This is a genomic window from Rhodococcus sp. IEGM 1379, from assembly GCF_030056815.1.
Classification (GTDB): Bacteria; Actinomycetota; Actinomycetes; order Mycobacteriales; family Mycobacteriaceae; genus Rhodococcus_F.
Genome location: NZ_JASHKR010000051.1, coordinates 17,774 through 31,024, shown reverse-complemented (window position 1 = coordinate 31,024; position 13,251 = coordinate 17,774). Strand labels below are relative to the sequence as shown.

The 13,251-nt window shown below is 62.3% G+C and carries 11 protein-coding genes; 4 read left to right on the top strand and 7 right to left on the bottom strand.

The genetic code is table 11. The features are described from left to right. The coding region (locus QM600_RS21515) for a thiamine pyrophosphate-binding protein (protein ID WP_283263575.1) at positions 1 to 656 on the bottom strand (656 nt) is incomplete at its 3' end. A 268-nt stretch (positions 657 to 924) separates the two neighbouring features. On the opposite strand from QM600_RS21515, the gene QM600_RS21510 reads away from it, so the two are divergent. Together QM600_RS21510 and ilvD are read left to right on the top strand one after the other, a co-directional pair. Beyond that, a complete protein-coding gene (locus tag QM600_RS21510) occupies positions 925 to 1,437 on the top strand; it encodes a PH domain-containing protein (RefSeq protein ID WP_283263579.1) in 513 nt (170 codons plus the stop codon). 116 nt (positions 1,438 to 1,553) lie between these two features. Further along, a complete protein-coding gene (gene ilvD / locus QM600_RS21505) occupies positions 1,554 to 3,395 on the top strand; it encodes a dihydroxy-acid dehydratase (protein ID WP_283263574.1) in 1,842 nt (613 codons plus the stop codon). Between the two features lie 99 nt (positions 3,396 to 3,494). Here ilvD and QM600_RS21500 read toward each other — a convergent pair whose 3' ends face one another. After that, on the bottom strand, positions 3,495 to 4,448 hold the full coding sequence (locus QM600_RS21500) for an STM4015 family protein (RefSeq protein ID WP_283263573.1): 954 nt from the start codon (positions 4,446 to 4,448) through the stop codon (positions 3,495 to 3,497). A 397-nt stretch (positions 4,449 to 4,845) separates the two neighbouring features. Here QM600_RS21500 and QM600_RS21495 point away from each other — a divergent pair, with 397 nt between their 5' ends. Continuing rightward, the gene (locus QM600_RS21495; RefSeq protein ID WP_283263572.1) at positions 4,846 to 6,381 is read left to right on the top strand and encodes an amino acid permease; all 1,536 of its coding nucleotides are present in this window, start codon (positions 4,846 to 4,848) and stop codon (positions 6,379 to 6,381) included. A gap of 75 nt (positions 6,382 to 6,456) precedes the next feature. On the opposite strand, the gene QM600_RS21490 is transcribed toward QM600_RS21495, so the two are convergent. Then, positions 6,457 to 7,293, bottom strand: coding sequence for a DoxX family protein (locus QM600_RS21490; protein ID WP_283263571.1), 837 nt, complete (start codon positions 7,291 to 7,293; stop codon positions 6,457 to 6,459). An 89-nt stretch (positions 7,294 to 7,382) separates the two neighbouring features. Between QM600_RS21490 and QM600_RS21485 the strand changes: the two genes are divergently transcribed. Continuing rightward, positions 7,383 to 8,516 carry a PQQ-dependent sugar dehydrogenase gene (locus QM600_RS21485; protein ID WP_502943051.1) on the top strand — a complete coding sequence of 378 codons (1,134 nt, stop codon included), beginning with the start codon at positions 7,383 to 7,385 and terminating at the stop codon, positions 8,514 to 8,516. A gap of 125 nt (positions 8,517 to 8,641) precedes the next feature. Here QM600_RS21485 and gatB read toward each other — a convergent pair whose 3' ends face one another. The 4 genes from gatB to QM600_RS21465 form a co-directional block, all read right to left on the bottom strand. Beyond that, positions 8,642 to 10,153 (bottom strand): Asp-tRNA(Asn)/Glu-tRNA(Gln) amidotransferase subunit GatB, encoded by a 1,512-nt coding sequence (gene gatB / locus QM600_RS21480; protein WP_283263569.1) that lies wholly within the window; start codon positions 10,151 to 10,153, stop codon positions 8,642 to 8,644. Between the two features lie 25 nt (positions 10,154 to 10,178). Beyond that, on the bottom strand, positions 10,179 to 11,210 hold the full coding sequence (locus QM600_RS21475) for an ATP-dependent 6-phosphofructokinase (protein ID WP_283263568.1): 1,032 nt from the start codon (positions 11,208 to 11,210) through the stop codon (positions 10,179 to 10,181). Positions 11,211 to 11,288: 78 nt separating this feature from the next. After that, positions 11,289 to 11,951, bottom strand: a complete 663-nt coding sequence (locus QM600_RS21470) for a response regulator (RefSeq protein ID WP_283263567.1) — start codon at positions 11,949 to 11,951, stop codon at positions 11,289 to 11,291. 9 nt (positions 11,952 to 11,960) lie between these two features. Further along, the gene (locus QM600_RS21465; RefSeq protein ID WP_502943050.1) at positions 11,961 to 13,160 is read right to left on the bottom strand and encodes a sensor histidine kinase; all 1,200 of its coding nucleotides are present in this window, start codon (positions 13,158 to 13,160) and stop codon (positions 11,961 to 11,963) included. Between the last annotated feature and the right edge of the window lie 91 nt (positions 13,161 to 13,251).

The window sequence follows — 13,251 nt, the reverse complement described above, 5'->3', positions numbered from 1 at the left end:
TAGCCGGGCAGACGCATCTCCGGCGGCCACGAGAACGTGGTCTGCGCCTGGAGGATGTCCTTGGGGATATCGACCAGCACGGCGCCGGGGCGACCGCTGGACGCGAGGTAGAACGCTTCCGCGATGATCCGCGGGATATCGATAGCGTCGGTGATGAGAAAATTGTGCTTGGTGATCGGCATCGTGATGCCGGAGATATCGGCTTCCTGGAATCCATCGGTACCGATGAGACTGCGGGCGACCTGTCCGGTGATCGCAACGACCGGCACGGAATCCATCTGCGCGTCGGCGAGCGGGGTCACCAGGTTGGTTGCACCGGGACCCGAAGTGGCGATGCAGACGCCAACCTTGCCAGTGGCCTGGGCGTAGCCGGTGGCAGCGTGACCTGCACCTTGCTCGTGGCGAACGAGAACGTGACGCACCTTGACCGAATCGAAGAGCGGATCATAGAGCGGCAAGACGGCTCCACCGGGAATGCCGAATACCGTTTCCACCTCGAGCTCTTCGAGGGCTCGAACCACAGACTGCGCGCCGGATACCCGCTCAGGCGGGAGCTGGCGACGGTTGACCGTCGGCGTTGCGGCAGCCGCGGTTGTCGGGCTCGGTGTCCCTGACTTTCGCGGCGAAGGTTGAGGCCGTGCTGTTGGTGCGCTCACTTGGAAATCCTCTGATTCTGGATCCGGGCAACAAAAAACCCCCGTCAGCGTCTGCTGAGCGAGGGTGGCGCGTCGTTATCTGGTGAGTTGAAAATTATCGACTCAAGCGACGACGCGCCGGCCGATTACGAGCAACTCATTCTGTTTCACGCACTCGACAGTAGAGGCGCTAGTCGCGAACGGCAAACTTGGTGAGTCAACCGTCCCAGAATCTGAGATACATCAGCTGCAATGCGAAGATGTAGAGGTGTCAACTTCGCAGCAGCCCGTGCCACCGGCTCAATCATCCCACACGCCGAAACCACTTCGGTACGTCATCCGCATTTCGCAGCTCGCCTACATGGCGTGCGCGTTTCTCCTCTTCGCCGTCAGCTTCCCCATCTTTGGATGGCCGGTCGCCTTCGGGTGGTTGGTAATCCTCCCGATCTTCGCCGTATATCTGGTTGCACGGCTACGTACAACCGTCAGCAACGACGGCCTCGAGGTCCGTTCGATGTTCTCGAAGCGCACCCTCTCCTGGGACGAAGTCAAGGGCTTCCGCTTTCCGAAGCGCAATTGGGCCCGCGCCGAACTCACCGACGGAACCGAGGTGCCGCTGCCGGCGGTCAGCTTCCACCGTCTCCCCGAGATCGCAATCGCCAGCGGTGGCCGCATCACCGATCCGTTCGCATCTGCGGCAGCAGCGTTCGACGCAGAACAAGCAGAGCAGGCCGAACAATCAGCCCAGTCCGAACAGCCGGCAACCGACTCGGATAAGCAGCCCGAAGAAGAACAAAAGTAACGCCCGAGTAGCGTTGAATCGCCCTCGCTTCAATTCTTTTCGCCGCGCGGTGCATTGCACCTGACTTTCGCGCGGCAAAGAAGTAGATCAGCAACGATCACATAAGGAATACGCCCATGCCCCCGTTGAGGTCACGCACCACCACCGTCGGACGTAATGCTGCCGGAGCCCGATCCCTGTGGCGCGCCACAGGAATGACGGATTCCGACTTCGGTAAACCGATTGTCGCCGTCGCGAACTCGTACACCCAGTTCGTACCCGGCCACGTGCATCTCAAGAACGTGGGCGAAATTGTTGCCGAGGCAATCGCGGCAGCCGGCGGCGTCGCGCGCGAGTTCCACACCATCGCCGTCGACGACGGCATCGCCATGGGTCACGGTGGAATGCTCTACTCGCTGCCCAGCCGCGAGATCATCGCCGACTCCGTCGAGTACATGGCCAACGCACACACCGCTGACGCCTTGGTGTGTATCTCCAACTGCGACAAGATCACGCCCGGCATGCTCAATGCTGCGATGCGCCTGAACATCCCGACCGTCTTCGTCTCCGGCGGACCGATGGAGGCCGGTAAGGCAGTGGTCGTCGGCGGCGTCGCGCAGGCCCCCACCGACCTCATCACCGCCATCTCGGCGTCCGCCAACGACGCCGTCTCCGACGAGGGCCTCGACGAGGTCGAGCGCAGCGCCTGCCCGACGTGCGGTTCTTGCTCGGGCATGTTCACGGCCAACTCCATGAACTGCCTCACCGAGGCTCTGGGCCTCGCATTGCCCGGCAACGGTTCAACCCTCGCGACCCACAAGGCTCGGCACGCACTCTTCTCTCGCGCCGGCACCACAGTCGTCGAGGCTGCTCTCAAGTACTACCGCGACGGCGACGAGTCGGTGCTGCCGCGCAATATCGCAACCCCGGCTGCGTTCCGTAACGCAATGGCTCTGGATGTCACAATGGGTGGCTCGACAAACACCGTCCTGCATATTCTGGCCGCCGCACAGGAGGGTGAGGTCGACTTCGACCTCGAAACCATCGACGCCATCAGCCGCAAGGTGCCGTGCCTGTCCAAGGTTTCCCCCAACTCCGATTACCACATGGAAGACGTCCACCGCGCCGGCGGAATCCCCGCACTGCTCGGTGAACTGCGCCGCGGTGGACTCCTCGAGACCGACGTGTCGACCGTGCACACCAAAAGCTTCGACCAGTGGCTCGACGACTGGGACATCCGCTCCGGCAAGGCGACCGACGAAGCGATCGAACTGTTCCACGCCGCTCCCGGCGGAGTGCGTACGATCGAGCCCTTCTCCACCGAAAACCGTTGGAGCTCACTCGATACCGACGCAGCCGGCGGGTGCATCCGCGACGTCGAACACGCTTACACGGTCGAGGGTGGCCTTGTGGTCCTACGCGGCAACGTCGCCGTCGACGGCGCGATCCTCAAAACCGCAGGCATCGACGAAGATCTCTTTTCCTTCCAGGGCCCCGCGCTGGTCGTCGAATCTCAGGAAGAAGCCGTCTCGGCGATCCTGCAGAAGAAGATCAAGCCGGGCGACGTCCTCGTCGTCCGCTACGAGGGACCCAAGGGCGGCCCGGGCATGCAGGAAATGCTGCACCCCACCGCATTCCTCAAGGGCGCCGGCCTCGGTAAGCAGTGCGCGTTGATCACCGACGGCCGCTTCTCCGGCGGAACCTCCGGACTGTCCATCGGCCACATCTCCCCCGAGGCTGCAGCCGGCGGAGTTATCGGCCTGGTCCAGAACGGCGATCAGGTTCGCATCGACGTCGCCACTCGTCGCCTCGAGATCCTCGTCGACGACGACGTCCTCGCTGATCGTCGCGCCAAGATGGAAGCTTCCGAGCGTCCGTGGCACCCGGTTGATCGTCAGCGCACCGTCACCACCGCCCTGCGCGCCTACGCAGCGTTGGCGACGTCAGCTGACAAGGGCGCGGTTCGCTACGTCCCGTAAGTAGCAGCACCCGAAAAGGTCCCCAGGCGCGTGCGGCTGGGGACCTTTTTTGTCACCGAACCACATGCAGTGGGATCGGTTCGACGAATCCTGAATTATCTACTCGGAGAACGCAACACACCGCCACACCTCGCCGTCGTACGCGTCCGGCGACATCTGCTCCGACAAGTCGACGTGAACCGCCAATTCGGCGCAGTGCCGGGTCAGGTCCGCAACTACGGCGTCGGAAAGAAAGTGGTGGTGTAGATCGAGCGAGTCGAGATGGGCGAACCGGCGGCTGGCGAGGAATGCCGCAGCACCGTCGTCGGTGAAAACGCCCAGCGACAGATCCAGGGTGCGCAACCGGGCAAGGAGCGGGGCTGCCACTACAGCGTGCACAACGGCGTCCTGGATCTCACTGTTCCGCAAGCCGAGATGCTTCAACGACGGCAAGGATTCACCGCGGAGAAGGACAGAGAGATCCTCGGCGGTGGTGTCGCCGCCGTATCCGTCGTCGCCGAGCCAGAGTTCCAGAGACTCGAGGGCCGGGAATTCGCTGAAGGATATTCCGCGGACTACGTCGACAGGCAGGCCACCCGATTCAATGGTCAAACGGCGCAGACAAGCATGTCCTGCTGGGGGGAACTGCAATTCGGTCCCGCCGCGAATCCCCAATTCGACCAACCTCGGAAACGCCGCGAGAATCGGGGTGACGTCGGATTGCTGAATCCAGGAGGTCTCCTGCTGCCCTTGCGTGATGTCGGCAAGAATCAGCGCGCGCAGCGACGTCAACCGTTCTTGTTGTCCGACAATCAGTTCCACGATCGACGACGAGTCAACCTCGTACAATTTCCCCCACTGACCGATGATCAACGCCTGGACCGCCGACAGGTCCACCGTCTCCACGAACCTCGCCCAGGCGTCAGCAAATTCCTCCGCGTCATCGGCGTACGGTTCCACCGATATTCGCCAGGCTACGGCGTCGGCGCCAGGCAACGCGCCGCACGAAGCTGCCGGGTTGGGAAAATCGAATGCCGGAAGACCGCGCAGTGCGCCGAGGTGGGTGACCACCATCAAGATCTCCTTCTGGCCGAGCCGACGCTGACGTCGCGTTTGATTACTCGTTGATAGCAGGACCGACCGACAGGTACCGAAAAATTCAGCACCCTGGCGAGGCCCGGTCCAGTGAAACAACCTGGCACGCCAGACATTTCAGACACCCTCGAAGGTGAAATAGGTGAGTAGACTCACCCTGCCGTAGTGTGCACGACGCCAGCTGATCAAATCAGATACCTAGAGGGGCTCAACAGCAACCAAAGTAATCATTTCAGTCAGTTCGGTCGTCTCGACTTGCGCACTGCGCTCACCAATGGTTCCCTCAGCAGGTCGTTGAGACCCACATCACATTCGACAACAGTCAGCCACCTCCCGGCCCCCACAAGGTCGCCGGGAATCAACCTAGGAGCAATACATGCCCGGAGTCGGCATATGGCGCACCAAATCCGTCGAGCAATCGATCGCGGACACCGATGAGCCTGAAACAAAGCTCAAAAAGGAACTGACCGCGAAAGACCTGACGGTCTTCGGTGTCGCCGTCGTCATCGGCGCAGGTATCTTCACGCTCACCGCCAGAACCGCAGGCAACGTTGCCGGCCCGTCGATCTCGCTCGCGTTTGTCCTCGCGGCCATCGCCTGCGCGCTCGCAGCCCTCTGTTACGCCGAGTTCGCGTCGACTGTTCCTGTCGCCGGCAGTGCGTACACATTTTCGTACGCAACCTTCGGAGAGTTCGCAGCCTGGATTATCGGCTGGGACCTCATCCTCGAATTCGCGCTCGCCGCGGCAGTTGTCGGCAAGGGTTGGTCGCTCTATCTAGGCAATGTCATCGGGGCAAGTGGCAGTACCACCGCCCACCTCGGACCGATCAGTTTCGACTGGGGCGCACTGCTCATCATTGCGGCAATCACGACCATCCTCGCCATCGGAACCAAGGTTTCCTCTCGCGTCTCCGCGGTCATCACCGCGATCAAGATTGCCGTAGTACTCCTGGTCATCATCGTCGGCTCGTTCTACATCAAGAAGGAGAACTACTCTCCCTTCATCCCGCCGGCCGAAGGTGCCGACAGTTCGGCAAGTGGAATCCATCAGACCCTGTTCTCCTGGCTCACCGGTGCCGGTGGCAGTAGCTACGGCGCCTACGGTCTGCTGGCCGCAGCCAGCCTGGTGTTCTTTGCCTTCATCGGGTTCGACGTCGTCGCAACCACTGCGGAGGAAACAAAGGACCCCCAGAAGGCCCTACCCCGCGGAATCTTCGGATCCCTCGCGATTGTGACCGTCCTGTACGTCGCGGTGACCCTGGTGCTCACCGGAATGGTCAAGTACACGGAATTGAAGGACGGCAGCCCGCTGGTCGGCGATTCCAGTGCCACGCTGGCCACTGCCTTCGAGGCCAACGGGATCGGTTGGGCCCAAACTGCCATCAACTTCGGCGGCCTGGCCGGCCTGACCACCATCGTCATGGTGATGATGCTCGGCCAAACGCGAGTGTTGTTCGCAATGTCGCGTGACGGCCTCATGCCCCGCAAGCTGGCAAAGACCAACGACAAGGGCGTCCCGGTCCGCATTACTCTCATCGTGGGCGGCATCGTCGCTGTGCTCGCAGCGTTCTTCCCCATGGGAACGCTCGAAGAAATGGTGAACATCGGCACACTGTTCGCATTCGTACTCGTCTGCATCGGCGTCATCGTCCTGCGTCGCACTCGCCCCGATCTGCCGCGCGGATTCCGCGTGCCGTGGGTTCCGTTCGTTCCGATTCTCGCCGTTCTCGCCTGCGGTTGGCTGATGCTCAATCTCTCGGTCGAGACCTGGATCCGATTCGTCGTCTGGATGGCGATCGGCGTTGTCGTCTACTTCTTGTACGGACACCGCAAGTCGGTACTCGGCCGCAAGATCAAGGACGGGACAGTCATCCCGTCGGCGAATGCCGCACCGGTGCTTGTCAAAGACTGACACTGCCCGCTAACCAAAGAACCGCCGCCTTCCTTGAATGGAGGGCGGCGGTTCTTTGGTGAACCAGTCACACAATCAGATCAGCGGATTGGCACCGTTCAGGAAGATCCACGTGCACACACCCGCAGCGATACCGAGAACGAGGACCACCAGCGACCCGACGTACGGCCTCTTTGCCCACCCACGGCGCCCGTCCAAGGCCAGAAGACCCGGACCGGTCAAGATGATGACACCAGCACAGAGGCCCAGCAGCATCTCGTATTCGGTTCCGTCAGGTGCAAAATACTCGAGTCCGGGCGCACTCGCCTGACGCAAGGCCCAGGCATTGATCATCACGGCCAGAATCGACGCAGCGGCTACCGGCGTCAGCAGGCCCAGGATGAGCAGCGCGCCACCGGCAACCTCGCCGACTCCACCGAGGATCGCGAGCAATTTTGCCTGCTCGAACCCGGCGTCGGCCAACATCGTTTCGAAACCACCCAGACCCGGACCGTTCCAGATACCGGTCAGCTTCTGCAGTCCGTGCACCAATGCCGTCCCACCGACCGCCAGACGGAGCACCAGCAGACCGAGATCGAGCGTTCCCCGTCCGGTCGACAAGTCCGACGAGTCGCTGACCACCGGCACCGGATCAGCGACCGGAACCTGATCAGCCGATATCTCGTAGGCGGGATCGCGACTGAGCACCTCAGTCTGCTTGTCGGCACCCGGGGCACGATAGGTCGGAAGCTGTTCGGTCACGGAATTTCCATTCGCCGACCCGAACTCCAATTCGTCGTCGGTACGCGGCAAGGGATTCTTGGCACTCACCGTCGGAAATTTTTCGGTGGGAAGATCGTAAGGACTCGATACTTTGCCCAACGCTGTGTCCGTTTCAGGAACTTCGCTGGGGTCTTTCCGCTCGTCAGTCACAGTGGTGAGCCTAGGTCCGTTTCGCGAACTCGTCGGGGAACCTACTCCGGCGTGGCGGGACATGCCATCTGTTACGTAACGTCTTCCCCATGACTACGGGTGGGCACAGAACGTCGATTGCATGTGCCGTGACAATGACCACCGTCCTTCTGGGTGGTTGTGCGCATTTCGACGAGTCGACAACGACCCCGTTCACCCCGGAACCTGTCCAGCAATCCGTTGTCGACGTCCAACCACAAAATCCACCGCCGTCGACAACCGAGACGCCTCAACCTCCGTCTGGCCCCCTCGGTCCGTGCCAGGATCCCGACCCGTCCGTCATCGCGACGTGTCTCGACACCACCGGTGGGCTCCTGACCCTGCCCGACGGAACCACAGGCCTGGTCGCCGAACGCCGCACCGGCCGAATCATGCAAGTCGCCCCGGGGCAGACGCCCGTCGAAGTGGCCAAGATCGACGTCGACGGCAGTGGCGACGGAGGACTTCTCGACATCGCACTCTCCCCCACCTTCGTCGAAGACAATCTGATCTACGCGTACGTCACAACCGGCACCGACAATCGGGTGGTCCGAATCGCCCCGGGAGACTCTGCCAAGGAAGTTCTCGGCGGAATTCCGCGCGGCGCTAACGGCAACGGTGGATCACTCGAATTCGCAGCACCCGATCAATTGATGGTATTGACCGGAGATACCGGAAACCCCGCTGCGGCAACAGATCCCGGATCTCTGGCCGGAAAGTTGCTTCGAGTTCGGTCATTGAGTCCGTCGCCGACCCCGCCTCGCCCTGAGATCGTATTGTCGGGCATCGGCAATGGCGGCGGGGTTTGCGTTGATCCCGGGATCGCGACCTGGGTCACCGATCGCACCGCACTCGAAGACCGCCTCCAACGTGTGGGCATCGACGGAATCGTCACGACGCCGGCTTGGACGTGGCCGGACCGTCCAGGAGTGGGTGGGTGTGTTGCCGCCCGAGGAGTCGTGGCGGTAGCACTCGGCGCCGGTAAAGCAGTCTCGTCTCTCGCTTCCGACCCCGGCACGGGAGCAATCACCGCTGCCCCGGGGACGGTTGCCAAGGATACGTACGGTCAACTCGGCGGCCTGGCCGTCGGATCAGACGGACTGTTGTGGGTCAGCACTATCAACAAGACCGCCGGCGAACCTGGCCCCAATGACGACAGGGTAATCAAGATTCCCATGCCGAGCGGAGGCGGCGGCATCGACTGACGGGCCGAGCGGAGGCGGCGGCATCGACTGACGGGCCGAGCGGAGGCGGCGGCAGCTGAAAGCCTGAAAAGCACTGATGCCCGGCCGAATTGAATCGGCCGGGCATCAGAACTATGTATGCGGGACTAGCTGCAAGCCTCGATGACAAGTTCCTTGACGCGTGCTGCGTCGGCCTGTCCACGAGTGGCCTTCATGACGTCGCCGACAATCTTTCCGGCGGCCTGAACCTTGCCGCTACGGATCTTGTCCGCGATATCGGGGTTGGCGGCCAGGGCCTCGTCGACAGCTGCCTTGAGCTTGGTTTCGTCGCGCTCGACAACCAACTCCGGATGCGCGGCAACAACCTGCTCCGGATCACCCTCGCCGTCGAGAACGTGATCGACAACCTGGCGGGCAACCTTGTTGTTGAGCTTGCCACTGTCGATCAATGCCACAACCTGAGCGACCTGCGTCGGCGTGATCGGCAGTGCGCCGAGTTCGACGCCGCGGGCATTTGCCTGCTGGGACAGGTATGACAGCCACCAGGAGCGCGCAGCCTCAGGCGACGCGCCGGCTTCGGTGGTGGCGATCACCAGATCGATTGCACCGGCGTTGACGAGGTCACGCATGACCTCGTCGGAGATTCCCCAGTCCTTCTGGATGCGTGCACGGCGGATCCACGGAAGCTCGGGAAGGGTTCCGCGCAGTTCTTCGACCCACTCTGCGCTGGGCGCAACAGGCTCGAGGTCCGGCTCCGGGAAGTAGCGGTAGTCCTCAGCGGTCTCCTTGCGGCGACCGGCGGAGGTGGTGCCGTCGGCTTCCTGGAAGTGGCGGGTTTCCTGAATGATCTCGCCGCCTGCGTCGAGTACCGCAGCCTGACGACGCATCTCGTAGCGAACCGCGACCTCGACGCTCTTGAGCGAGTTGACGTTCTTGGTCTCGGTGCGAGTTCCCAGTTCAGTGGCGCCGATCGGCATCAGCGAAATGTTGGCGTCGCAACGCATCGAACCCTGGTCCATCCGAACGTCGGAGACGTCGAGGGACTTCAGCAGATCGCGCAGCGCCGTGACGTACGCGCGGGCAACCTCGGGAGCACGCTCGCCGGCTCCGTGGATGGTCTTGGTGACGATTTCCACCAGCGGAACACCGGCGCGGTTGTAGTCGAGCAGCGAGTGGCTGGCACCGTGGATTCGGCCGGTCGCGCCACCCACGTGAAGAGACTTACCGGTGTCCTCTTCCATGTGGGCGCGCTCGATCTCGACGCGCCAGGTGGTGCCGTCGTCGAGCAGAACATCGAGGTAGCCCTCGGTGGCGATCGGCTCGTCGTACTGCGAGATTTGGTAGTTCTTCGGCTGATCCGGGTAGAAGTAGTTCTTGCGCGCGAATCGACCCCACGGGGTGATCGAGCAGTTGAGCGCAAGGCCGATCCGGATGGCGGACTCTACGGCGGAGGCGTTGACCACCGGCATGGATCCGGGCAGGCCCAGGCAGACGGGGCATACCTGGGTGTTGGGCTCGGCACCGAACTCGGTGGGGCACGGGCAGAACATCTTGGTAGCGGTGCCGAGTTCTACGTGCACCTCCATACCCATCACAGGCTCGTACTTGGTCAGCACTTCGTCGTAATCGAGGATGTCGGGCGCATCGACAGCAGTCATGGCTACTAGTTTATGCGCCGGACGCTCAGCCGAAGAATGCGGCTGCCTCCTCGTATCGCTCCTGCGGCACAGTCTTGAGCCGACGGGTTGCCTCCTCGAGTGGAACCAGGTCGATCGACGTGCCGTGCAGGGCCACCATATTCCCGAAATCTCCACGATGAGCAGCGTCGGTGGCGTGGACTCCGAAGCGTGTCGCGAGGATGCGATCGTGCGGTGTCGGGGTGCCTCCGCGCTGAATATGACCGAGAACCGTCGTCCGAACTTCCTTGCCGATCCGACGCTCGATCTCGTTGCCCAACTGCTGAGCGACGCCGGTGAAAATCTTGTGCCCGAACTCGTCGATGCCACCTTCGCGCAGAGTCATCGATGCCGGATCGGGCATCGCACCCTCCGCCACCACACAGATGAAGTGGGAATCGCCGCGCTGGAAACGCTTCTTGACCATCGCGCACACTTCGTCGACGTCGAACGGCTGCTCCGGAACCAGCGTGAGGTGCGCACCGGAAGCCAAGCCGGCCTGCAGAGCGATCCAACCGGCATGGCGGCCCATGACCTCGACGAGCATGACGCGCTGATGCGACTCCGCCGTCGTGTGGAGGCGGTCGATGGCATCCGTGGCCACGGCAAGCGCGGTGTCGAAACCGAAAGTGACGTCGGTGCAGTCGATGTCGTTGTCGATGGTCTTGGGAACACCGATGACAGGCACGCCGCTGTCCGACAGCCAACTCGCCGCCGTCAAAGTTCCCTCGCCGCCGATGGGGATCAGGACGTCGATCCCGTTGTCGTCGAGAGTCTGCTTGATCTGATCCAGCCCGGCGCGCAATTTATCGGGATTGACGCGTGCGGTGCCGAGAATGGTTCCACCGCGCGTCAAGATTCGGTCGATGCGATCGTCCGCGGCCAGTGGAACCTTGCGATCTTCGAGAAGTCCCCGCCACCCGTCACGGAATCCGACAACCGAACTCCCGTACCGACCCGCTGACGTCCGCACGACAGCCCGGATCACTGCGTTCAATCCCGGGCAGTCACCGCCACCTGTGAGTACTCCGATTCGCATTGTGACTGCACCTCTCGCATTGGATGTTCGTAAAACTCGTGCGGTTCCATCTTCCCCCAGCGGCCACGTCGCTGCAGGCTATCGAGGCGTGACGAGTCCACTTTCGTACGCCAACACGACAGCCTGGGCGCGATCTCTGAGGTCGAGTTTTGAAAGGACCTTGCCGACATGCGTCTTGACCGTCTGTTCGGCAACGAACAACTTCTCAGCGATCTCCGTGTTGGACAATCCGCGAGCGATCAATTCGAGCACTTCGCGTTCGCGTGGCGTCAATGCGTCGAGTGCCGCCGGGCGGGTTCGCGGGGTCGCGCGACGACTGGTCACGTCGGCGATGAGCCTGCGGGTGACCGTCGGCGCCAACAGTGCCTGACCGTCGGCGACCACCCGGACCGCCCGGACGAGTTCCTCGGCTGGTGCGTCCTTGAGCATGAATCCGCTTGCACCGAGACTGAGGGCTTCGTAGACGTAGTCATCGATGTCGAACGTGGTGAGCATGAGAACCCGCACCGGCGGTTCTCCACCGGCGGTAAGGATGAGGCGCGCGGCCTCGAGTCCATTCATCTCCGGCATTCGAACGTCCATCAGCACCACGTCCGGGCGCAACCTCGCGACCTCGGCGACGGCTATCTTGCCGTTCGGTGCATCACCGATCACACTGATATCCGGTTGTGCGGACAGGAGGGCTCCGAACCCTTGTCGAACCATCGCTTGGTCGTCGGCAATGAACACTGTGATGGGCACTCCGACAGCCTAGGCCGGGGTCACCGGCAACTCGGCTCGGACCTCGAACCCTCCGTCGTCTCGCTCGTGCGTCAGGAGCATGCCGCCGACGGCCGCAGCCCGCTCTCGCATTCCCCGGATTCCGTTGCCGCCGGTGGTTTCCTGTACTACTGGAGCCTTATCGGCCGCGCTTTCGTTGTCCACCCGAATACTCACCGAGGTAGGACCGAAGGACACCGCTACGTCGATGGGCGCGCCCGGTGAGTGCCTCGCGGCATTGGTGATCGACTCCTGAAGAATTCGGTACACCACTAGACCCGTCGACTCCGATACCCTCGAGCGGTCCCCGTTGATGTTCCACGACAAAGGAATACCGGCGCGGGAGCTTCCCGCCACAAGCTCGTCGAGCTGATCGACGCCCGGTTGCGGTGCCGTCTGCGCGGTTTCACCGTCACTACGGAGGACGCCCAACAATCCGCGGATCTCGTTGAGTGCAGCTCGCCCGGTCTCGCCGATGGAGTCGAACTCGGCCCGGATCTCGGGAGTCACGTCGGCGAGACGGTAAGGCGCACTTTGCGCTTGCACCACCACCATCGACATGTGGTGGGCGACGATGTCGTGCAGATCCCGAGCGATCCGGGCCTTCTCCTCCAACACCGTTCGGCGTGTGCGTTCGAGTTCACTGACCTCTTCCTGCTCGGCCAACTGTCGACGCGATGCCACGAGTCGACGAATCAGTAGGCAGAAGACAACGAGGGCGGTCAGGCCGACCGCCCAACCGGCACCGTCACTTCCGGGTGTCTCCGCGAAGAACAGAAGAGCAGTCGATACTGCAGCCACCGCGACCACTTGCAACGGCGCGGTCAGGCTCACCGCCGTGAGCAACGCCAGAATGACGAGGATATGCACAACCTGCCAGGGATAGCCGTAGCCGAGTTGCAGGTCGAACACATGCGGAATAACCAACGCGGATACCGCTGAGATTGCCCAGCCCAGAGCAGGATTCAAGCGGGTCAGCACAAACGGAAACGCGGCCAGTGCAGCGATGAACGGCTGAATCGGCGGCGCAACCACATGCGTGAGATGCAGAGTCGGCCACGCGATGGTGAAGAGAATGAGCGTGACCACGATGATTCCCACATTCCAGAACTGATCGCGCGTCATCTTTCTGGTTGCCCGCGCGACGCGCTTGGAGGTCTGGCTCGCTCTGTTCGTTCTGACCGTGATCACCCATCAAGCCTAGGAAGTGTCGAGCCGAAAGTCGTCATACTGCAGAGTGAGATACCCATACCTCCGAAGTATCAGAACGGTCGAATAACTC